The 21,041-nt window shown below is 54.1% G+C and carries 24 protein-coding genes and 1 tRNA gene; 12 read left to right on the plus strand and 13 right to left on the minus strand.

All coding sequences use genetic code 11. From position 1 onward, the window contains the following. Positions 1 to 136 precede the first annotated feature (136 nt). The gene (gene mepK / locus ACR0M9_RS01760) at positions 137 to 706 is read left to right on the plus strand and encodes a peptidoglycan L,D-endopeptidase MepK (RefSeq protein WP_480480893.1); all 570 of its coding nucleotides are present in this window, start codon (positions 137 to 139) and stop codon (positions 704 to 706) included. Between the two features lie 417 nt (positions 707 to 1,123). On the opposite strand, the gene ACR0M9_RS01765 is transcribed toward mepK, so the two are convergent. Beyond that, entirely contained in the window at positions 1,124 to 1,999 is an 876-nt protein-coding gene (locus ACR0M9_RS01765; protein ID WP_480772704.1) for a hypothetical protein, read from the minus strand. A gap of 304 nt (positions 2,000 to 2,303) precedes the next feature. Between ACR0M9_RS01765 and ACR0M9_RS01770 the strand changes: the two genes are divergently transcribed. The 5 genes from ACR0M9_RS01770 to rnhA all read left to right on the plus strand — a co-directional run bounded on the left by ACR0M9_RS01770 (position 2,304) and on the right by rnhA (position 5,322). Next, positions 2,304 to 2,462: a hypothetical protein gene (locus tag ACR0M9_RS01770; protein ID WP_480772705.1), complete on the plus strand. Its 159-nt coding sequence runs from the start codon at positions 2,304 to 2,306 to the stop codon at positions 2,460 to 2,462. A gap of 143 nt (positions 2,463 to 2,605) precedes the next feature. Further along, complete coding sequence (locus tag ACR0M9_RS01775) at positions 2,606 to 3,157, plus strand: recombinase family protein (protein WP_480772706.1); 552 nt, start codon at positions 2,606 to 2,608, stop codon at positions 3,155 to 3,157. Positions 3,158 to 3,556: 399 nt separating this feature from the next. Beyond that, positions 3,557 to 4,432 (plus strand): hypothetical protein, encoded by an 876-nt coding sequence (locus ACR0M9_RS01780; protein WP_480772707.1) that lies wholly within the window; start codon positions 3,557 to 3,559, stop codon positions 4,430 to 4,432. A gap of 75 nt (positions 4,433 to 4,507) precedes the next feature. After that, positions 4,508 to 4,840 carry a hypothetical protein gene (locus ACR0M9_RS01785; RefSeq protein WP_480772708.1) on the plus strand — a complete coding sequence of 111 codons (333 nt, stop codon included), beginning with the start codon at positions 4,508 to 4,510 and terminating at the stop codon, positions 4,838 to 4,840. Between the two features lie 20 nt (positions 4,841 to 4,860). Further along, positions 4,861 to 5,322 carry a ribonuclease HI gene (gene rnhA / locus ACR0M9_RS01790; RefSeq protein ID WP_480772709.1) on the plus strand — a complete coding sequence of 154 codons (462 nt, stop codon included), beginning with the start codon at positions 4,861 to 4,863 and terminating at the stop codon, positions 5,320 to 5,322. A gap of 111 nt (positions 5,323 to 5,433) precedes the next feature. On the opposite strand, the gene ACR0M9_RS01795 is transcribed toward rnhA, so the two are convergent. Further along, on the minus strand, positions 5,434 to 6,816 hold the full coding sequence (locus ACR0M9_RS01795; protein WP_480772710.1) for an HNH endonuclease: 1,383 nt from the start codon (positions 6,814 to 6,816) through the stop codon (positions 5,434 to 5,436). 122 nt (positions 6,817 to 6,938) lie between these two features. Here ACR0M9_RS01795 and radC point away from each other — a divergent pair, with 122 nt between their 5' ends. From radC to ACR0M9_RS01810, 3 genes are all read left to right on the plus strand, one after another. Beyond that, the gene (gene radC / locus ACR0M9_RS01800) at positions 6,939 to 7,877 is read left to right on the plus strand and encodes a RadC family protein (protein WP_480772711.1); all 939 of its coding nucleotides are present in this window, start codon (positions 6,939 to 6,941) and stop codon (positions 7,875 to 7,877) included. 49 nt (positions 7,878 to 7,926) lie between these two features. After that, positions 7,927 to 8,322 (plus strand): thermonuclease family protein, encoded by a 396-nt coding sequence (locus ACR0M9_RS01805; RefSeq protein WP_480772712.1) that lies wholly within the window; start codon positions 7,927 to 7,929, stop codon positions 8,320 to 8,322. A gap of 231 nt (positions 8,323 to 8,553) precedes the next feature. Next, positions 8,554 to 9,018: a hypothetical protein gene (locus tag ACR0M9_RS01810; protein WP_480772713.1), complete on the plus strand. Its 465-nt coding sequence runs from the start codon at positions 8,554 to 8,556 to the stop codon at positions 9,016 to 9,018. 201 nt (positions 9,019 to 9,219) lie between these two features. Here the strand turns inward: ACR0M9_RS01810 and ACR0M9_RS01815 are convergent, their stop codons facing one another. From ACR0M9_RS01815 to iscR, 11 genes are all read right to left on the minus strand, one after another. Continuing rightward, positions 9,220 to 10,542, minus strand: coding sequence for a site-specific integrase (locus tag ACR0M9_RS01815; protein WP_480772714.1), 1,323 nt, complete (start codon positions 10,540 to 10,542; stop codon positions 9,220 to 9,222). A gap of 75 nt (positions 10,543 to 10,617) precedes the next feature. Beyond that, positions 10,618 to 10,694 (minus strand) — tRNA-Arg (locus ACR0M9_RS01820). A gap of 77 nt (positions 10,695 to 10,771) precedes the next feature. After that, on the minus strand, positions 10,772 to 11,992 hold the full coding sequence (locus tag ACR0M9_RS01825) for a cysteine desulfurase (protein WP_480564735.1): 1,221 nt from the start codon (positions 11,990 to 11,992) through the stop codon (positions 10,772 to 10,774). 13 nt (positions 11,993 to 12,005) lie between these two features. Continuing rightward, on the minus strand, positions 12,006 to 12,572 hold the full coding sequence (locus tag ACR0M9_RS01830; protein WP_480480889.1) for a YIP1 family protein: 567 nt from the start codon (positions 12,570 to 12,572) through the stop codon (positions 12,006 to 12,008). After that, the gene (locus ACR0M9_RS01835) at positions 12,569 to 13,054 is read right to left on the minus strand and encodes a YIP1 family protein (RefSeq protein WP_267365776.1); all 486 of its coding nucleotides are present in this window, start codon (positions 13,052 to 13,054) and stop codon (positions 12,569 to 12,571) included. Before ACR0M9_RS01835 ends, ACR0M9_RS01830 begins: the two co-directional genes overlap by 4 nt. Beyond that, the gene (sufD, locus tag ACR0M9_RS01840; protein WP_209596296.1) at positions 13,054 to 14,334 is read right to left on the minus strand and encodes a Fe-S cluster assembly protein SufD; all 1,281 of its coding nucleotides are present in this window, start codon (positions 14,332 to 14,334) and stop codon (positions 13,054 to 13,056) included. Before sufD ends, ACR0M9_RS01835 begins: the two co-directional genes overlap by 1 nt. Next, positions 14,334 to 15,089 carry a Fe-S cluster assembly ATPase SufC gene (sufC, locus tag ACR0M9_RS01845; RefSeq protein ID WP_480485611.1) on the minus strand — a complete coding sequence of 252 codons (756 nt, stop codon included), beginning with the start codon at positions 15,087 to 15,089 and terminating at the stop codon, positions 14,334 to 14,336. The genes sufD and sufC overlap by 1 nt, the downstream gene beginning before the upstream one ends. Positions 15,090 to 15,137: 48 nt before the next feature. Continuing rightward, positions 15,138 to 15,341, minus strand: a complete 204-nt coding sequence (locus ACR0M9_RS01850) for a hypothetical protein (protein WP_480480885.1) — start codon at positions 15,339 to 15,341, stop codon at positions 15,138 to 15,140. Continuing rightward, a complete protein-coding gene (sufB, locus tag ACR0M9_RS01855) occupies positions 15,341 to 16,861 on the minus strand; it encodes a Fe-S cluster assembly protein SufB (RefSeq protein WP_480480883.1) in 1,521 nt (506 codons plus the stop codon). Before sufB ends, ACR0M9_RS01850 begins: the two co-directional genes overlap by 1 nt. 18 nt (positions 16,862 to 16,879) lie before the next feature. After that, complete coding sequence (locus ACR0M9_RS01860) at positions 16,880 to 17,959, minus strand: cysteine desulfurase family protein (protein ID WP_480480881.1); 1,080 nt, start codon at positions 17,957 to 17,959, stop codon at positions 16,880 to 16,882. Positions 17,960 to 18,010: 51 nt separating this feature from the next. Next, positions 18,011 to 18,469 carry a Fe-S cluster assembly transcriptional regulator IscR gene (iscR, locus tag ACR0M9_RS01865; protein WP_209596301.1) on the minus strand — a complete coding sequence of 153 codons (459 nt, stop codon included), beginning with the start codon at positions 18,467 to 18,469 and terminating at the stop codon, positions 18,011 to 18,013. A gap of 179 nt (positions 18,470 to 18,648) precedes the next feature. Here iscR and ACR0M9_RS01870 point away from each other — a divergent pair, with 179 nt between their 5' ends. The 3 genes from ACR0M9_RS01870 to ACR0M9_RS01880 are packed head-to-tail and all read left to right on the plus strand — an operon-like array spanning position 18,649 to position 20,713. Then, a complete protein-coding gene (locus ACR0M9_RS01870) occupies positions 18,649 to 19,302 on the plus strand; it encodes an alpha/beta hydrolase (RefSeq protein WP_170424714.1) in 654 nt (217 codons plus the stop codon). Next, positions 19,302 to 19,547: a hypothetical protein gene (locus ACR0M9_RS01875; RefSeq protein ID WP_267366187.1), complete on the plus strand. Its 246-nt coding sequence runs from the start codon at positions 19,302 to 19,304 to the stop codon at positions 19,545 to 19,547. The genes ACR0M9_RS01870 and ACR0M9_RS01875 overlap by 1 nt, the downstream gene beginning before the upstream one ends. Next, entirely contained in the window at positions 19,544 to 20,713 is a 1,170-nt protein-coding gene (locus ACR0M9_RS01880) for an HD domain-containing protein (protein ID WP_480772715.1), read from the plus strand. The genes ACR0M9_RS01875 and ACR0M9_RS01880 overlap by 4 nt, the downstream gene beginning before the upstream one ends. The last annotated feature ends 328 nt before the right edge of the window (positions 20,714 to 21,041 follow it).

Below are 21,041 nucleotides of genomic sequence, written 5' to 3' on the forward strand. Positions count from 1 at the left end.
CTTGAAAAGGTGAAAATGAAACACTTCTTGGCCGTCGATTCCGATTGTGCCATAAATCCCGCATCTGGGATGGGAATAATTAAGACAGTGCACGTAACATCGTGTGCAGGCAGGAACAGTACGGGACGAAACCAAAATGACAGAGAGCAGTTCCTCGGGCTTGACCCGGCGTGCCCTATTGGGAGCGTTTGCAGCAACGGCAGTCGTAGCAGCACCCACCTACTCCAACGCAGCAGGCTTTTTACGCGGTGGCGGCGATATTCGTCGCATTCGTATGTATTCCGGTCGCACTGGCGAACGGTTGGATATGATCTATTGGGTCGATGGTAAGTATATCAAGGACGCTGTCAAAGAAGTGAACAACTTCATGCGTGATTGGCGCACAGATCAGGTAAAATCCATCGATTTACGCACGATTGATATCATGGCGGCATCACACAGCCTGCTGGATGTCAACGAACCCTATATGCTGTTGTCCGGCTACCGCTCTCCTCAGACCAACGCAATGCTGCGTTCCCGGTCCCGCCGTGTGGCGCGCAACTCGCTTCACATGGAAGGGCAAGCAGCTGATTTGCGCCTTGCCTCCCGCTCGGTATCGCAGATGGCCAAGGCGGCGATGTCGTGCCGCGCAGGCGGTGTTGGTCAGTATTATGGATCGAACTTCGTACACATGGATTGCGGCGTAGTTCGCACCTGGCGCGGGTAACACCTTGACGCTCCTCCCGGTTTGTTCAGAACTTTAGCTGACTGTTTATTCCGGTCGGTTTTATAGTTTTCGTGGCGATTGGCGGCAGAGCCGCCAAGTCTGCTAATTTGAATTTCTCGGTACCTGGCAGGGTATCCCTCTCTCAAGCACTACAACTCGGCTATGGTTATTAGCTTGCGGGCCGTTGTGATGACTGCACGATCAACGCGCAAAGCGAGCTAATTCACAAGCCTACAGTTCTGGGCTCCCGACTTCGATCCAATTTTGAATATTGGGTGGCGCACCTGAGATGGCTCTCGTGCAAATCCAACCTCCGCGTAACGCCTTATTTTATTGAGAATGTCAGCCGCTAGGTGTGACGCAAGTGGTACAGAAGTGGTACAGAAGCTGTCAAGGTTGGTCGTGGCTCTTTGAAAATCAGTCTTTGTTTGTATCAACCAGCCTCTTCAAGTCTGAAAGCCAGCGTACAAACGCATAACCAGCAGAAACCGACAGTATGCAAAGTTCCTCAGGTGGTTGACTTGGAGCGTTGGCACCCGGCTCGTGACGATAGGTGTGCGCTGCCTCTATCCACTCGCAAAACCCCGCCAACTGCCTATTTGCCACTCTCAATTCTGATGAACCGTTATCGTAATTTTGAGCGAGGAACTTTCCAATCTTTGTCTTAGCTTTACCAGAGACCAGTCGGTCGTCATTTGTCATCTGCTTGTATATATTTTCTGCTGCCAGAAAGACCCTGTAAATTGCTTGAGCACCGTCGACAGGGTTCTTCAGAAGCGCGGTTTCTACTTCATCAAGGTGGGTTCGCGCCGCCTCAAACTCAGCAGCCTCCACACCTCTAACAGCCCAAGTCCTTGCTACCTCAAAGGCTTGATCGACCTTTGGGTGAACAATCCCATCGCGATCCAGTTTCGCTAAGACATTTTCCTCAGCGAAGACGCGATTAACATCCCTGAAAAACTCGCTTAGCCGCCTACTGTAAACAGAGCTTCTTTCGGTATTTGATTTCTCAAGCAGGTAATCAATCAAGGCGCTAATGCAGTTTCGACAATCTCGCCAGTCTAGACCCTCAAAGTACCGAGGCCAGTCCGCGTAGTATATGCCAACTCTGCTAGGGCCATCTATCCCGACAAGGCCCTCTATCGCATTTCCGACAGAGATATGGTCTTCTCCCACAGCCCTTTCAAAGGCTTTTGCCAACCTGAGCCTAACTCTTGCATTGTCTCCAGAGTTCGCGTCGGGCCTTTCGTACATCTGGGAAAATGTTCTTGGGACAAAGTCTTCTTCTGACACTGCTCAACCTCTAATTACTTTCGGTGACATTACTCACCAAAAGAAAGAATGGTCCACCTATGACTGCTCTTTTTTTCAATTGGGAGGCAGGTTCTACCGAATATTTTGGCGAAAAAACCTGAGTGTTAGAGATTAAAGAATATGCCGCGCAGGCCCCCCGGTGGGACCACCTCAGGGCCACCTCTCTCCACCGGCAGGAAAGTCCTTTTAGTGCATATTTTTCAATGGGTTGACTTGCTGTTGAAGCGGAGCCAAGTTGAACGCACATCGCTAATGATGGACATCATTTATGAGGTAACGACCCATGATCATCTTTGACATTCGCTTTGGTCCTTTTGACTTGCTCATCGAACGTGAGGCTCGTTCAGTTCCTTTTAAGGTGACACGAGAAGCACCGGGTGAGGTGTTCCTTGACGCTGGACGCTACGCCCTGACCTTCACGAACCACCGGAAGGCTGCCTGAACATCTGTGTCTCATTTGACCGGAGTGTAACAAGACAGGTGCCAACCCCTTACATACTGTCTCATTTAAGTTGGGTTTACATTTATGATACACTTTCCTATTTACCTCATAAAGATAAACGATACACATTCGGAGACAGGCACATGCTCATAGGATATGCGCGGACGTCAACAGCAGACCAGATTGCAGGCTTTGAGGCCCAGCAGCGTGAACTGACAGACCATGGGTGTGAGAAGTTGTTCGCAGAACAGGTTAGCAGTGTTAAGCAGCGTGACCAGCTTGAAGCGGCCATAGACTTTGCCCGTGAAGGGGACACTCTGGTCGTCACAAAGCTGGACCGTCTGGCACGCTCTGTTCCTGACCTCATCGACATTCGTAAACGGCTTGCAAGCAAAGGTGTCCAATTGCACATCATGAACATGCCCATGATGAATGACAGTGCCACTGCGCAGATGCTTGAGACCATCCTAGGGGCCGTTGCTCAGTTTGAACGTGAGGTGATGCTTGAGCGGCAGCGGGAAGGGATTGCGAAGGCCAAGGCTGAAGGGAAATTCAAGGGACGCCCAGCAATGGATGAGGACAAGGCAGCCGCCATTCGCGAAGCGTTCCAGAAAGGCGAGAAGCCGACCCAGATCGCGAGAGACTTCGGGGTCAGCAGAGCGACTGTTTATAGGCTGGCGAAAGAGGCGACGTGAGGGCCTGAAATCAATTCGCCCCCAAACAAGCAGAAAGCGGACATTCAGCAAGCAACAGTGGTCGCTCAAACTGGCATTAGTCCATTTACCCACAGTATAGACGCTTGGAACATTGCGCGAGCATTCACCCCCACTATAGCCGTACACTGAATTCCGAAACCCGAAGTGTTGGCAGGCCAGACGGCAGGTTTTTTCCGTCCGGTAGTTCGTGCGTGCCCCTGCCATGGGGCGTCATCCATTGAAAAGCCAAGTTGCACGCAATGCAGGAAGCGAACGAGACCGCATCTGGCAAACCTCCGAATGTTCCCGAGCAGGCACCAGCAAGAACACCTACCCCGGGAACACCTACCCTTACCCTTATGGTTATACTTAGTAGCCCACCCCAGAAAGGATATACACATGCGGACCGATGCGCTGGGCACGCCGTTATTTGATGATAGGTCGTTCCATCATTCAACTCTCATCTTCAAAGACCAACCAATCAACGTCGTGGCTACAGGTGGTCGTAAGTGGCTGTATGCTGCCGATGCTTTGGCCGCGGCAGGTGTACCTAAAGCCAAGAAGGCGGGATATGCAAAGACCATTGGTCGTCTGCATGCGATGGATAAGATCAAGATCGCTGACACAGCATTCTCATTCATGAATGGTAGCAAGGACAGAGGGTCTCTCATCTCACCTCGGTCAATCATTGAACTACAAACCAAGACCATTCGGGGTCGAAACCCCATTGAGACCACTTCTTTCATTGAGTGGATTGAAGAGAATGTTCTAGAGGGCGAACACCCCGATCATTGGTCTCCGGCAAAACCAGAACCTCTGACACCTGTATTCAGGAAAACAGTGGTTGAAAATAGCGATGCTGATCAACCTTTCATCCCTGACCCTATGCGCCCGCTCGGTCTCTACAAGCACACCAACGATAAGCGCCGCCTAAGGTCAGACGAGGTGCAATTCTGTCTTTGCCAATCCAAGGTATGTGGTTGTGACATTATCGAACTCACTCCGTATTTCGGTCCTTACAATGAGGATGACTGCCCTGTTGTTGATGACTACGATGACCTCTCCCCCGACACAGCCTGGACTGCGGTCTGGTCTAAGAAACTCCATCACGATGTCCGCCCAGACTTCTTCAAACATGCCGATTTGGGACCCTTTGGCCTCAACCAAAGCCGCCCCGATGTAATGACCAGTCGCCCTGCCTTCTATGGTGCTGCGTGTGTGGAGTTCACAGACGAAGGCCTGCCTGATCGGGTCATCCTAGGGGAGACAGCATAGAGGGAGGCGTTTTCTCCTCTGAACAGCAACCGGGGCGTCCAGAACGGGCGTCCCTTTTCATATCTGGAACATACAATGGAACTGAATGAACAAAATCGCGTGGCCGACAAAGGGCTACGCTGTATCGGCTACGACAAGCGACGAGCGTTTACGAAGCGCCTGAAGTCAACTGCACGTTCCCGCTTGGGCCGCGACAAGATCGACGAACAGCTTGTCCCTTGGGTCGACCGACCAAACCACTGGGCCAGCATGAGAGTGCGCCCCGAAGTGGTAGCTACGGTTAACACCGTGCGGGAACGCATGGTCAAACAGTTGGCGCGTGAGGTCTCACAGAGCGAGGCGCTTTCATTCTTGGTTGAGCTTGGCGTGGTCGCCATGACCGACTGCAAACAAACCACAGCCCCCTAACGAACGAAGAAGAAGCCCAAATGACAAACACTGAAATCACTATTCACACTGATGGCTCATGCCTTGGAAACCCCGGTCGCGGCGGCTGGGCTGCAACTCTCCGACGATACGAAGGCGGCAAAGAGGTCAAGAAGCGCTCCATCAATGGCGGCGTCAAACACACCACCAACAACAGGATGGAAATGACAGCCGCCATTCAGGGCCTGAAAAAGATCAAGAAAGGCGAAAAAGCTCAGATCACCGTTTACTCTGACAGCCGGTTGCTCATCCAAGGAATGACTGATTGGCACCACAAATGGCAGACTAACGGCTGGCGTAAAGCGGGCGGTAAGCCCGTCGAAAACCGCGACCTTTGGGAGGAACTACTCACAGTGACTCACGAGCTTAACGTGCAATGGGAATGGGTTCGGGGTCACGCAGGAGACCGAAGAAATGAAGAAGTAGACGCAATGGCTGCTAACGCTGCCTACAAAGCGGCCTGAGTTCGGGGCATATTTACCTCGAGAACACCACGTTCACCCCGGCGGTATTCAGCCGGGGTAGATGGGTTTGGCATAGAGGCTCCAAAGGCCCGTTTGCAGTGGCACGACGAGTCAAACCGTATCGCTCAGGCGCTTCTTCAAAACCTCCGCTAAGCCTTCTTTGTCGTTCGCTGAGTGCAACGCACGGTGGCAGTTAGGACAGACAGCAGCGCAGTTTTCTACGGTGTCGGGACCACCCTCTGCTAGAGGCAATATGTGGTGTGTTTCGAGATAGCCTGTGCCATCTGGCCTGCGGAAAGGTGCTTTTTGTTGGCACAGTTCGCACACGCCATTTGCCCTTTGCTGTGTGTACGCAACGACGCGTGGGTCGCGGACGTAGACCGTCCCGAGTGCTAGCTCTTTCTTTGGTGACGGATTACCAGCAGGCGGTTCTGAGAGCATTTCAGGCCGCGAAAGTATGGCCTTGGCCTTTTTCTCCAACTCATCCCGGTTGTCAGTCGGCATTGCCAAGTCGAAATCCGCGAGCCGTTTCTTCGCGGTTTCAACGACTTCACTCGGGAATTGCTTGAAGTGATCGACTACAATTTGTTCGTAAGACTTACCGGATGCCGATACTTCATCGAAACCACTGGCACGAGAGCGCACGCGCTTTTCTATGACATGCACAGCACCGTGTTTCCGAATTTGGCCTGGTTCTCGACCAAGCCCCGGGAACCGTCCGAAGTCACGTTTGGTATCCTGCCAATCAATCAGAACTTCCGCTAGCTGGTTCTCCAATGGCTTATCGCTTGCCAGTAGCTCCCGTAGCACTTCTGATTTTGGCAGCGGCCTTTCAACCTTCGGAACCTGCCCCCCGCTTTCAAGAAAAGCCTGAATGCGGTTTCTTATGTCATACGCAGCCAACAATAATTCGCGCTCTGGCAACGTAAAGACTTCAAGTTCAACGTCACGAACACGCTCGTGCCCAAGCCCAATGCCTTTGTAATTTTCATCATATTTCCGCAACTCCATAAGCTTCATGTAAACACCGTTTGGGTTACGGAAGGTGTCGTTGCCGCTGAGCCCCTGCATAACTGCTGTCGCACGTATTTCGTCCGCGAGTGCAGTCAACGGTTTAGATGATTTGCTGGGAATACTCGGCGCGTGTCGAAGATAGAACTCAGTTGCGAGGATTAGTTCGTCGCGCGACCAGTCCGGATTTCGTGTTGGCGGCGGATTCTCAACCACTTCAAATCTTAGGTTCTCTAAGACCTGCACGGCGAGCCTTTGCCCACCAGATGAGTTCTTAGCATTAAGCGGAACAAATCCCGGCCCCACATATCCATGCGCGGCCCCCACGATAGCCTTAGATTCGTAGTATTTCCCGTTGTGGAGAAGGTGGTACTTCTTCGAACTACCGAAGCCATACTTTTTCAGAAACCTGGTTTTGCCAAGCTCGTCGTATTCGTCACATGCGGCTATGATTGATGCTGTAGTAATGTCAGATAAACTCATGACGACATCTTGCTGCTAGCGTGCCGCAAAGCAAGACCAGATCGCGGAACTCCGTTCATTTACGCATCGTTAACCAACGTCCCGCCAATATCTACGGAAGGAGTTCAACGGCGGGCGCGGGTATGAAAAGCCAGATCATAGACCACCTCAAAGGGGTGATAGCGGGAGACAGAAAGAAGTTCGGCAAGCTAGTCAAATACGACGGGCAATACGGCTTCTCAGAGGATGCGATGAAGGGGCTGAAAGACCTCGACGCGCGAATTCCCCCACCGGACGCGATCAGCGAACCAGCCCATTCACCCAGTTATGTTTATCGTGACCGTCTATCGCCAAAGAACGCAGCCGGGGGCGGCCTCGTTACGGGTGATGACGGAGCCAAACGACCTCACTATTGGGGGCACCGCCAGCGCCTAAGAGATCGCTTCTTACAGGGCGGTCACCAACCGATGCCCGAGTACGAACTACTGGAACTCCTTCTGTTCAACGCCATCCAAAGAATTGACGTTAAACCTCTTGCGAAACGTCTACTGGCAGAATTTGGCGACTTAAACGGGGTCATTGCAGCATCAAGGCATCGAATACTCCAAGTCGATGGTGCAAACGACTGGGTCTACTATCACCTCAGAGTGGTCGAAGCGTTTGGGCACAGAATGGCACAGGCTCAGGTATTGAAGCGGGATGTGGTTTCATCTTGGGAAGCCTTGGTCACCTACTGCAGGACCGCAATGGCGCACCGAGAGGTGGAACAGTTCCGTGTCCTGTATCTGGACCGCAAGAATGTTCTGATTGCTGACGAGGAACAGGCAAAAGGCACAGTAGACCATGTACCAGTGTACCCTCGCGAAATTGTCAAACGTGCTCTAGAACTGAACGCGAGTTCACTCATACTGGTCCACAATCATCCCTCAGGTGACCCTTCACCCAGCACTTCTGACATCTTAACGACAGAACGTATTCAGGATGCCTGCAATACTATGGGCATACTCATACATGACCATGTCATCATTGGGAAAAAGGAAGAGTATTCGTTCAGCACTAACGGGTTGCTAACACGAGGCTAGAGGCGTAGCTGATAGCCAGACCTTTGCCTTCTTGATCTGATTTCCGAACATGAAACGCTTTCTCACAGCCTTCACTCTCGCCCTCGCAACGAATGCTCTCGCTGGTGGCACATACGTCCGGGACGCAGACACCATCGTCGTTGATGGCACCCCTGTGCGATTAAACGGCGTTGATGCACCCGAGTTGGGCACCCGTTCTGGTCGGAGTGCTAAACGGTGGATGGTCAACTATCTTCGCGGGAAGACTGTAACGTGCGACTTGAACGGAGAACGTACCTATGACCGCTGGGTCGGTGTTTGCTATGCGGATGGTCAGGACGTGGGTGCCGCTGTGATTGCCGCTGGCCACGCACTAGATTGCCCTCGGTACTCAGGTGGCAGATACAGGAAGTTGGAAACAGCCGCAGCCAAATCACGGCTGAAACGTGCGGGATATTGCAGATAGAAGGACCCTCAAATTGAGAAAATCAAGACTGCTAGGAGCCGCCGCTGGAGGGCTGCTCGGGTTTTTAGTGGGCAGCGGTACAGGCATTGTCGGCGGGCCATTTGTCGCCATAGCCGGAGTTTCGGTTTTCACCTCTATTGGGGCTGGTTGGGGGTTCAGTGCAGGGCCTGACTTAGCCAACTGGTGGGCCAAGCGAAATTCGTAATTCAGGCAAACGAGAAGGAACCACAAGTGGCAGTCCCTAACGAAGCTCAGCATCAAAGGAACTTTGAAGAGTTCCAGATGATAAACGAAAAAGCTATTGATACCTCAAATATTGTACTGAAAAGTGCACTGCTTATCAACGGTGGTGCGGCTGTTGCCGTGCTTGGTTTTGTTGCTTCGATAGTTAAAGACAACGGCGACTTAACGGCACTATTGGAAGGTGTTGCGTTTGCACTGATGTACTTCGCGTGGGGCGTTGCTGCTTCGGTGATTGCGTTAGCTTTGGCCTATTTGACCCACTACTCAATGCTGGCGATCTTGAATAAGAGAACTGAGGGGAAAAGTGATCGCCTGAGTCGTATTGCCAATGTTTCATCTCACGTTTTGGCATTTCTAGCCACAGTTTCGGCGATAGGGCTTTTTGTGCTCGGAGCCTATCAGGTCAAAGCGACGATCTCATCCGATGCTTTGGCAACCTCGCTGATGGAATAGAGGTAGCCCACCACCAGGTAAAAACACCTTGGTCAGAAAGTATTTGGGTTACTTTGTATTTTCACCCCTCGGCTCTTCTCTAGCGAGGAAGCGGTATTTCAAAGCCCAGCCTTAACGCCCCACCTAGCGAACTCTCTGAGCCGAGCGTCACCCCGCTAACGAACAGACTGTTCCTAATTGGGGCGGTCTGTTTTCAATGACTTAGGAAACACTATTGAAGGCATCTGAGACCAACTTCAGTCTAGCCTCTGGTCCACCGTAGGTCTCGCCTACACCGGCCACAGCGTGACCCAACGCAAACTTCTGAACGACTGGGTCTACACCAGCCAACCTTAGGCGGTCCTTCATTGCATGCCGCGTGGAGTGGACTGTCAGCCTTGTGTCTTGGGTAATGGTCCTGAGATGTTTGATAAGCACCTGAGACGCGCTGTCAGCCCCCCTGTCGCGGCCATACGCAGGCCACAATGGGTCACTTCCACCAGCCCCGTTGCGTTTCTCAACGGCTGCCTTAACAGCCACCAGAGCGCTGCCAGTGAGTGGGACCCTTCGCACTGATACCTTAGTCTTGATAGGCCGGATGGAGTTTGGGCGAATGTCGATGTTTGGAATATCATCATCAAGGTGGACATCGTCTAGGGTGAGACCAGTTATCTCAGCTAGACGGCAGCCGGTGTCGATGAGCATATCCCATATCAAAGGTAGATCAGGTGACCTTGCGTGGTCCCTTAACCTGACACTCATTGCCTCCATCTGGTCCATACTTAGGGGCAGCCTCTTGTCTTCTTCTTTGGTTTCCCCTTGGTGAACCTCTAACCCTTGGAAGGGGTTCGATGCTTCATTGGTAAGGTCGAACTCCTTTATACCCACGTTGACCATAGAAGAGACAATCCGCAATTCCCGCTTCACAGATGACGGAGAAAGTAGCTTGCCGGGTGAGGTGGTCATTTTGAGCATCTGGTCACGCAGATACCGCGCCTGTTCTCGCTTCAATCCCATCAGCTTGATTTGATCCAAGGGACCAAGCACATCCTCAATACGTCTACAGGTTCGATCAAGCTGTTGTTGGGAGGACCTCTTACCCCTCACCCTTTCCGTTTCATAGATAGCCTTGGCGTCAGCTAGGGTAACCGCAGGGGGTTTAGCTTCTGGGTCCCGGATGGCTTTGAGTAGCATCGGGTCCGAACCTAGCTTGTGCATCTCATCCGCTAGGACGTCACTGAGGTCTTCGTCAGGTAGCTCACCGACAAGCCTCTCGGCTTCTGTGAGGGCGCGATACCATCTTTCCCTAGGAGGCAACTCTTCCGACCCGGTCGCCCGTTTTCTGGCTGCCCTGACGGTGTTGTCAAAGTCTCTCAGTAGGGCCGCATGTTCACGAATAAGAGCGGGTCCCTCTTCCTTCACCGCGAACCGAGCCTGAAAGAACTCCTTGCCAGTGAATTGAACAACGTCCTTTGGAAACCTGCGCTTGAACCTGTAGCCTTCTTTGAGTTTGTCGAGGTATTTGATCTTCATCACGATAGCCATGTGGTACTTAAGCCCCTGCAAATGTGGTACAGAAGCGGCTGTTTTTCCCAATAACCCTTAAAAACATGGCGAAAATGGCGCACCTGAGAGGATTCGAACCTCTGGCCTCTGCCTTCGGAGGGCAGCGCTCTATCCAGCTGAGCTACAGGTGCCTTGGCCGTTAGCTAACCTTGTTCCAATCCGGGTGCAACTGCAAATCGCGATTGCCGCACCCCAATCAAGACCAAAATCAGGCAAACAGATCATGCGCCAATTCAAGCGCTTCGATCAGCGTGTCAACTTCATCGGTAGTGTTATAGAGACCAAAGCTGGCGCGGCACGTTGCCGTCACCCCCAGGTGGTCCATCAGTGGCCCGGCACAGTGGTGACCGGCACGAACCGCAACACCCTTCTTGTCGAGAATGGTTGAGACGTCGTGTGCATGGCCAGCACCGTCCAGCGTAAAGCTGAAAATCGCGGCCTTGTCCGGGCGAGTGCCCTGAACCTGCAACCAGTTCAGCCCTGTCAGACGTTGCATCGCGTAATCGCGCAAGCTGGATTCATGGGCAGCGATGTTTTCCATCCCCAAGTCCATCATATACTCCAGCGCTACGCCAAGACCGATGGTCTGAACGATCCCCGGCGTGCCGGCCTCGAACTTCATAGGCGGGTCATTATAGATGACTTGATCCTTACTGACCTCTTTGATCATGTCGCCGCCACCGATAAAGGGGCGCATTTCGGCCATGCGGTCGGATTTGATGAAAATCGCACCCGACCCTGACGGACCATAAAGCTTGTGGCCAGTGATCGCGTAGAAATCGCACCCGATCTCTTCGACATTTACCGGCATGTGAACGGCACCCTGACTGCCATCAACCAGAACCGGGACGCCCTTGGCGTGGGCACCGTCAGTTATGGCTTTCACATCCACGACCGTACCCAGCACGTTCGAGCAGTGTGTCACAGCAACCAGCTTGGTTTTCGGCCCGATTGCATCGATTACCGCCTGAGGGTCAAGCCCGCCCTCTGCGTCGACATCGACCCATTTCAGCACGATGCCCTGTCGTTCGCGTAGGAAATGCCAGGGTACGATGTTTGCATGATGCTCCATCACACTCAGAACGATCTCATCCCCCGCTTTAAGTCGCGGCATAGCCCAGCCATAGGCGATCAGGTTGATCCCTTCGGTGGTACCAGAGTTCAGGACGATCTCATTCTCGTTCGATGCCCCCAGAAACCGCGCGGTCGTGCCACGAACGGCCTCGTATTTCTCTGTCGCAAGATTGGACAGAAAATGCAGGCCACGATGGACGTTCGAATACTCCTCGGCATAGGCCCGCGTCACCGCGTCAATGACCACCTGAGGTTTCTGAGCCGAAGCACCATTGTCGAGATACGTCAAAGGCTTGCCATTCACCTGACGCGACAGGATCGGAAAGTCAGAGCGGATTTTCTGCACATCATACATAAGAGTGGTATTCCTAGACGGGCCCGGTTGGGCTTAGAAACAGAACAAAAGGGATGGCGACAAGGGCTGACAACACAATTACCGCAAAGGATTTCCAGAGCGACCCGAGCTGATGCGCTTCGTTCAGAAAATGAAGCGTGACGTAAAGGCTCAGGATTGCTGTCGCCAACAAGGTCATCATCATCAGGAACGGTAGGGTCAGGCTCAAGATCAGCGTCACGACCAAGGCGGCTATTTGCAGGAATTGCAGCCAGATCGTCAGAACCATCAGATCATCGAACCTCGCCAGACCTCCAAGCATTCGCCCGACCAGCAGGAACGCGACAATGCTCAGCATCATGGCCCCGGCCGAGCGCACCAAAACCATGGGAATGCTTTCGAGCGCAGGAGAGGGTTGACCCGCCGCCATTGTTATCGACAGATCAATTCCCAATTGGACAACGCAGTTCAAAACGACCGCCAGCGCAAATGCCAACCAAAGCACTTCTCGTCCCAGCTTGAGCGCCATCAGCCGTCGCGCCGCTTCGGCCGGGTTCTTGATCGTCAAGACCGCCAGATTTCCCAGAAAACTCGAATTCATGCGACGGACCTTTGCACTTGTCTGAGACCGGATACCCAGAACCAGACAAAAACAGCAACCCAGGCGAGACCTACAAACGTCAAGGTAGGCCCTGGCCCGATGAATCCGGCGACAAGGCCGTTCAGCAGAACCAGCGGCGCAGAGGACAACAGCGCCCAAAACAGTGCCAGGCGCGCACCATAAGCGCTTCCCTGCCCGCCAAACAGGCGTGCCGCCCAATGAGATACCAGTGCCAGCGTGTAAAAAACCAAGGGCAGAATGAACACTGATCCAAGCAGAGCACCACCCAATAGCATATTCAGCTCAACGCCTTCCAGATGCGCTTTACGGGCAAGGCCAGGCATCTGGGCGATGAATGCCACCACACAAAACGCCATGACAAAGATCAGCGCCCGGTCTTCTCGTTGACCCATATCCAGAAGCCTGCGCACCACGCGCCCCGGCCCCCGGTACGTTGCCAGGATATCCGACGACAGGGCCATCAGCTTCGGCGCGCCAGCCACCCTTCCAGACGGCTTACGATTTCATCTGCCAAAGCACTGTCTTCGATTTCGTCCACCGCTTCGGCCAGGAATGCCAGCGTCAACATGTTGGTCGCGTCCTTGACCGGAACACCCCGTGACCGAAGATAGAACAGCGCTGTTTCGTCAATCGCCCCCGAGGTTGAGCCGTGGGAACACGCCACGTCATCGGCGTAGATCTCAAGTTCGGGTTTGGCGAGGAACTGGCTATCATCATCCAAAAGCAGCGATTGGCTGATCTGGTACCCATCGGTTTTCTGGGCCCCTTCCTTTACAAGGATCTTGCCCTGAAACACTCCGGTCGCACCGTTGCGCAGCACTTTCTTAAAGACCTGACGGCTTTCGCAATTCACCGCGTCATGGGTGATGAACACCGTGTCATCATGGTGGAAATCACCATCCCCAACACAGGCCCCGGCCACATGCGCCACAGCATTGTCGCCGGTCAGTTCAACGACCTGTTCGTTACGGGTCAGCACCCCATTCGCTGTCAAGGTGAAGGACTTGTAGACCGACTCTGCCCCCAAACGCGTGAACATATGGGTCGCGGCGCGACGTTCATGGTCCCTGCCTTGTGCCCGCACATGATGCAGCGTCCCCTTGTCGGCGATTTCAATCTCCATGCATTTGTTGAAACGCGACGCCGCCGGACCGGATTCAAGAATTGTCACCTCGGCCCCGCTTTCCACACGAATAACGTGATGCAGGATCGCGTCGGATGTCGGTGAGGCATGACGATAGATCAGGTTGATCGGTTTAGAGGGTTTGCCCGTAACGTGAATGGCGACACCGTCCGACGCAAAGGCCGTGTTCAATGCAGCCAACGGACGTTGAACCGGGGACTGGCCACGCGCTTCCAGAACGCCATACAGGTCTTTTGCCCAATGAATGTCTTTGCAGCAGATGTCTTCAATCCGGTCGATCTTGACACCGTCCAGCGACAGCTCATCGGATTCCTCGGCGCTGAACACCCCGTCGACAAAGACTATTTTCAAACGGTCGAGGTCGTTGAAAAGTACCGGTTCATCATTGACAAACACCGCCGCAGGCAAAGCCTCGGCAGAAATCAGACTGTCGGGCTGGGTGTATTTCCAATACTCATCCCGGCGCCCCGGCAGCCCGGATTCCAGAACACGCGCCAGAGCGTCTTCGCGTGCACCGCGGGTGCAGCCCGCGTCAGGCATGGTCAGCGCAGCCAGACGCGCCTCGGTTGCGGTTTGTTTCGCTTGCGGCAAAGCCATCAGTTCACCTCGGCCAGAATGTCGGCATAACCGTTGTTTTCAACCTCAAGCGCCAGATCCGGGCCTCCGGTTTTGACAATGCGGCCATCGGCCATGATGTGCACGACGTCAGGTTTGATGTGATCCAGCAGGCGCTGGTAATGGGTGATCACCAGGAACCCACGGCCTTCGTCCCGCAGGGCATTCACACCTTCGGCGACCAGCTTCATCGCATCCACATCAAGGCCCGAGTCGGTTTCGTCCATGATGCACATCTTCGGTTCAAGCATAGCCATCTGCAGGATTTCGTTACGCTTTTTCTCACCGCCCGAAAAACCAACATTGACCGGGCGCTTAAGCATATCCGCGTCGATCTTTAGCGTCTTGGCCTTGGCACGCACTTCTTTCAGGAAGTCTGCGGCAGACAGTTCCTCTTCTCCACGGGCCTTGCGCTGCGCGTTTACTGCGGTGCGCAGGAACGTCATGTTGCCAACTCCGGGGATTTCAACCGGGTATTGGAAGGCAAGGAAAACACCTGCTGCTGCGCGTTCCTCCGGTTCCATCTCCAGCAGGTCCTGACCGTCCAGAGTGGCCGAACCTTCGGTTACTTCGTACCCGTCGCGGCCCGACAGCACGTAGCTGAGTGTTGACTTGCCTGACCCGTTCGGCCCCATGATCGCGTGTACCTTGCCGGCTTCAACCGTCAGGTCCACACCCTTTAGGATCTGCTTGTCTTCTTCTTCAAGTTTCACGTGCAGATTCTTGATTTCCAGCATTTTTTGTCCTTTTGCGTATCGCAAGGGGCACTGTGACCCCGCATTGTTCTAGCCCAGCAATCTGCGGATCAGTCTGGCGAGAATCCAACCCAGGATTGCCCCGCCACCTACCGCCCAAACCGGGTTGATGAATTCCATGTAATGGGTGTTGACGTAGGCCACGCCAAGCAGACCGCCCAGAACCGGCAATGCGTACCCAAGCCAGGTCAGCACATTATCCTTACGGATGCGGGTTCCGGGTGACCGCGTCATCACCCAACCGAACCTTCAAGTGAGATGGCCACCAACTGCTGTGCTTCCATCGCAAACTCCATCGGAAGCGCCTGAAGCACGTCTTTGCAGAACCCGTTGACCACCAGAGCCACGGCTTCTTCCTCGTCCATGCCGCGCTGACGGCAGTAGAACAGCTGATCGTCATCCACTTTTGACGTCGTCGCCTCGTGCTCAACGCGGCTCGAGTTGTTCTTGACCTCGATATAGGGAACCGTATGTGCGCCGCATTTGTCGCCGATCAGCAGACTGTCACACTGCGTGTAGTTCCGGCTGTCCCTGGCTTTCGGGTGCATCGACACTAGCCCACGATAGGTGTTCTGGGCCTTGCCCGCGCTGATGCCCTTGGACACGATGCGCGACTTGGTGTTCCTGCCCAGATGAATCATCTTGGTGCCGGTGTCGGCCTGTTGATAATTGTTGGCAATCGCGATCGAATAGAATTCACCCTGGCTTTCATTGCCGCGCAGGATGCAGGACGGGTATTTCCATGTCACGGCCGATCCGGTTTCCACCTGCGTCCACATCACCTTGGACCGGTCACCCCGGCAGTCGGCGCGTTTGGTCACGAAGTTATAGATACCGCCCTTGCCGTTTTCGTCCCCCGGAAACCAGTTCTGAACGGTCGAGTATTTCACCTCGGCATCTTCTTCGACGATGATCTCGACCACGGCAGCATGCAGTTGTGCCGTGTCACGCTGGGGTGCAGTGCAGCCTTCCAGATATGAGACGTACGAGCCCTTGTCAGCAATGATCAGGGTGCGTTCGAACTGGCCCGTGTTCTCGGCGTTGATGCGGAAATACGTGCTTAGTTCCATCGGGCAGCGAACGCCCGGCGGGATGTAGACGAATGAGCCATCCGAGAATACAGCTGAATTCAATGTTGCATAGAAATTGTCCGATACGGGAACCACGGTTCCCAAGTACTTCTTGACCAGCTCAGGATGCTCTTTGATCGCCTCAGAGATCGAGCAGAAGATCACGCCTGCCTTTTTCAGTTCGGCCTGAAAAGTCGTGCCCACGGAAACCGAGTCAAACACTGCATCGACTGCCACCTTGCGGCCTTCGGCAGGTGCATCCTCAGCCCCTTCAACACCAGCCAGAATCATCTGTTCTTTCAGAGGGATACCAAGCTTCTCGTAAGTGGCGAGCAGCTTTGGATCAACCTCATCCAAAGATTTGGGTTTCTCTTCCATCGATTTGGGGCGGGCATAGTAATACTGGTTTTGAAAATCGATTGGCGGATAGTGAACCATCGCCCATTTGGGTTCTTCCATTTTGGTCCAACGCTCGAACGCGGCCAGACGCCATTCGGTCATCCACTCGGGCTCATCGTTTTTCCCCGAGATCAGACGGACGATATCCGGGTTCACGCCTTTGGGCGCGTATTCCATCTCGATATCGGTATCCCAGCCATATTTGTATGTGCCGACCTCGCGAACCGCGTCCACGGTTTCCTGATCGACACCTTCTTTTACCTGGGTCTGGTCCAAAGCGGCCATGACTTACCCTCCGTCAGATCACGCAGCCCGCGCGCGATGCTTTTTCTCTTTTTCAAGCCACGTTTCGGCGAAACGCAGCACATCTTCTTCAGTCGTCTCTGGCCCCAGCGATACGCGGATTGCGCATGACGCCACCGTCTCATCAAATCCCATTGCCGTCAGAACCCGACTGGTTTTGACCTTGCCGCTGGAACAGGCGGATCCCGCACTGATGGCAAAGCCAGACAAATCCATCTGCATCACCTGCGTTTCGCCTTTCCAGCCGGGCGTCGCGAAACACAGGGTATTCGGGAGTCGCTCCTGATCTTTCCCGACAAAAATAGTAGATATTGCACCAGCCTCAAGGGCGTTTTCTAGAATATTTCTAAGTTCTCTGACTTTTTCCCATACTCCATCCGCCAGATCGCGCTGAGCAGCCTCGGCAGCCGCGCCAAATCCGGCAATGCCCACCACATTTTCAGTACCAGATCTTCGGCCCATTTCCTGTCCGCCACCGCTGGCCAAAGGTTCGATATCGATACCTTGCCGCAGGATCAAAGCGCCAACACCTTTTGGCCCGCCAATCTTATGCGCCGACAGGATCGCCATATCAGCGCCGCTCCAGGCGAAGGAAAATGGAATGCGTCCGACAACCTGCGTAATATCCAGCAACAGCCAGTCCGCGCGCCGCGCGCCATAGGGCCACTGGTTCTCAACTTTCTGTGGCGGCTGCGTGATGACTCCGGTTTCGGAGTTCGCAAGCCCCATCGCCAATATGTGCCCAGGGCCAAAGGGATGCTCGCTACAATGGGTCAGATCGAAATGCGACCACAGCGCATCGTGGGCAGTGCTGTCGACAAAGACGTCGCAGCCTTCGGGGCGATTTTGCAGAACCCGCGCCGCTTCAGTCGCGCCAGAGGTAAATATGACCTCTTGCGGACGGCAACCGACGGCCTCGGCGACCTGCGCCCGCGCGCGTTCGACCAGCGCTTTTGCGGCACGTCCTTCCGCATGAACAGATGACGGGTTCCCGACCACATCCATCGCCGCGATCATTGCCTCGCGCGCTTCGCGTCGCAGCGGCGTAGTCGCGTTATGATCCAGATAAACACGTTTCATGGATACATCTTTTCCTGCACAGAAGTCATATGCATGTTCGACTTACCCAGCTCATTCATCGACGACGGAAAACAGGCTTGGAACTGCCGGGCAAGGCGCAAGGTCGTTTCTGATCACATCCGACAGGCGCGTCTGGTGCAGGAAGACATAAACATGCGCGCTCAGGCTTTCCCACAAGCGGTTCGTCAGGGATTGCGCCCTGCTACCCGATGACGCACCGGATGCTCCGGCCCCTTTTTGCAGCGCATCAACTGTCTCATCCACAGCGGCCAGAACCTCGACCACGCGAATCTCGGACGCGGGGCGTGCAAGACGATACCCCCCTCCGGGCCCACGGACAGAAGCAACCAGTTCCGCGCGACGCAGCTTGACGAAAAGCTGCTCAAGATACGGCAGAGAAATGTCCTGCCGTTCCGAGATTTCGCCCAGGGTTACCAGCCGGTCTGTTGGCTGAAGCGCAATATCCGCCAAAGCGACCATCGCGTAACGCCCTTTGGTCGAAAGCTTCATGCCCTGCCCCCTTTTAGCCGGATCTGCGCGAAATCATTGACGCCGACGCTGCCAGTGCGTATCTCCGACTGACAGCGCGATTGCGCCAAGCAATGTAATTAGAACCGTTCTAAGGTGTCCGACGATTATAGTCAAGTATATCCGGATACCCGCACGAAAATGACAGGACCAAAGCACACATGCCCGAGGTGATTTTTCCCGGACCCGAAGGCCGCCTGGAAGGCCGTTACCACCCGCAAAAGGAAAAAGACGCACCGATCGCTATCGTGCTTCACCCGCATCCTCAGTTCGGCGGGACCATGAACAACAAGGTGGTCTATAACCTGCACTATGCCTTTTACAACATGGGCTTCACAGTGCTGCGCTTTAACTTCCGCGGCGTCGGTCGCAGCCAGGGCGAATATGATCAGGGCGTAGGCGAGCTGAGCGATGCGGCATCTGCGCTGGATTACCTTCAATCCATGAACAACAACTCGAAACACTGTTGGGTTGCGGGCTTTTCGTTTGGGGCGTGGATTGGAATGCAGTTGCTGATGCGCCGCCCCGAAATCACGGGTTTCATCAGCGTGTCGCCGCCTGCCAACATGTATGACTTTTCCTTCCTTGCGCCCTGCCCGTCTTCGGGCTTGATCATCAACGGATCGGCTGACCGTGTGGCACCACCAGCGGATACCACCGCGCTGGTCAACAAGTTGCACGAGCAAAAAGGGATCACGATCACCCATAACGAGGTTGAGGGCGCGGATCATTTCTTCCAGGATCGCCACATGGACACGCTGATCACAGATGTCAGCGACTATGTGAAACGTCGGCTGACTGAGAACACCCGCTAATGTCCGACACCATCACATCGCTCGCGGCCAAACTGGCCGAAGATACGATGAAGGTCATGGACGAAACCGGCGAAGACCGGTTCTTTGTGGAAGTGGGTGAAGTTCTTGGTGCGGCGTCTCAATCTCTGGAAGAGGCTTTCCTGACAGAAATCCGCGTGCGTCTGGCTGAACGCAAGGCCAGACAATTCGTGATCAAGCGCCTCGCTTCGCATCGCGCGAAACTCAAGGCGATTGAAAAGCAATGACCGATCGCCTGGTTGCGCAGGTCGCATTTCTGAAACGGGCCGACAATCTGAAACTGGTCGAGCGGGCAAATGTCCTGCTTGACCAATCAAGGCCGGAAAACTCTGCTGAACACAGCTGGCACTTGGCTTTGTGGGCAATGGTCATGGCACCGCTGGCCGGGCCGGACATCTCGGTCGACCGGGTCATCCGCATGTTGCTGCTGCATGATCTGGTTGAGATCGTGACAGGTGATCACCCGATTCACCTCAACACGGATTGGGACACCGTGGCCGAGGCTGAACAGGCCGCAGCACAAGAATTGTTTGGCCTGTTGCCCGACGAACAGGCGCAGGAATTTCTTTCGCTCTGGCACGAATTCGAGGCGGACCAAACCCCGGATGCCCGGTTTGCCAAGATTCTGGATCGCTGCCAGCCGCTGTTTCAGGTTCTGTGCGCCGCCGACCCACGAGAGGATCATGTGGAGATTGCGCGGTCGAATCTGGCAGACGGTCGCGCAGCGTATCTGGCCCATGCGTTTCCATTGGCCCACCAGCATGCCACAAACCTCTTGACCAACTCGGACCCTCAGGATGACGCCTTCACGAAAAGATTGGCGTTTCTTACAGAAGCGGACCAGTTGAAATCCGTTTTGCGCGCGTCACGCCTGATGGCCAGTGACAGGTTCGAGAATTCGGCGGAACATTCGTGGCATGTCATGCTCTACGCATGGGTATTGTCAGAATACGCGCATTCGGACGTTCAAGTGGACCGAACCCTCCAGATGTTGCTTTTGCACGATGTTGTCGAAATCGACGCGGGCGACCACCCGATCCACGGACATGTCGACCACGCGGAACAAGAAGCCAAGGAACAGGCCGCCGCCAAACGACTGTTTGGCCTTCTGCCTGACTGTCAACACAGGTCATTTACTGAACTATGGCGCGAGTTTGAGGCGGCTGAAACCCCGGAAGCCAGATTTGCAAAGGCTGTTGACCGGTTTCAAACACCCATAGCAAATCTGGAAACAGGTGGCGGATCATGGGTCGAATACAAAGTAAAATTCGATCAGATTGTAACACATGTCCGACCAGCTATTGCAGCGGGAGCACCTCAGCTGTGGGACTGGCTGCAACCACAACTGGTTGTGCATTTTGAACATGTCGAAACACCCGATCCTCAAACATAAAAAAAGGAGCCTGAAGGCTCCTTTTTTCTTGCTTGGTTTCTAGCGGCGTTCAAAAAACACTACTACCATCAAACTGTTGAACCACGTTGGCTGCATTCACTTCGACGGACCCCCCGTCAGCAAGCCACCCAATCGCCACTATCAGACCCGAAGCAAATATGATTGATTTCGCAAATAACGTCATCGCTCAAAACTCGTTAACAAAATGAAAAAATATGCAGCGAATATTACATTCATTCGACTGAAAAAACAGTCAGGTATACCTGACCCAAGGTAATCTTGTAGACAACATGACGGCCCGCGTATTTCACTCACACAAATCACCCTC

The sequence above is a fragment of the Ruegeria sp. CH2 genome, assembly GCF_056537065.1.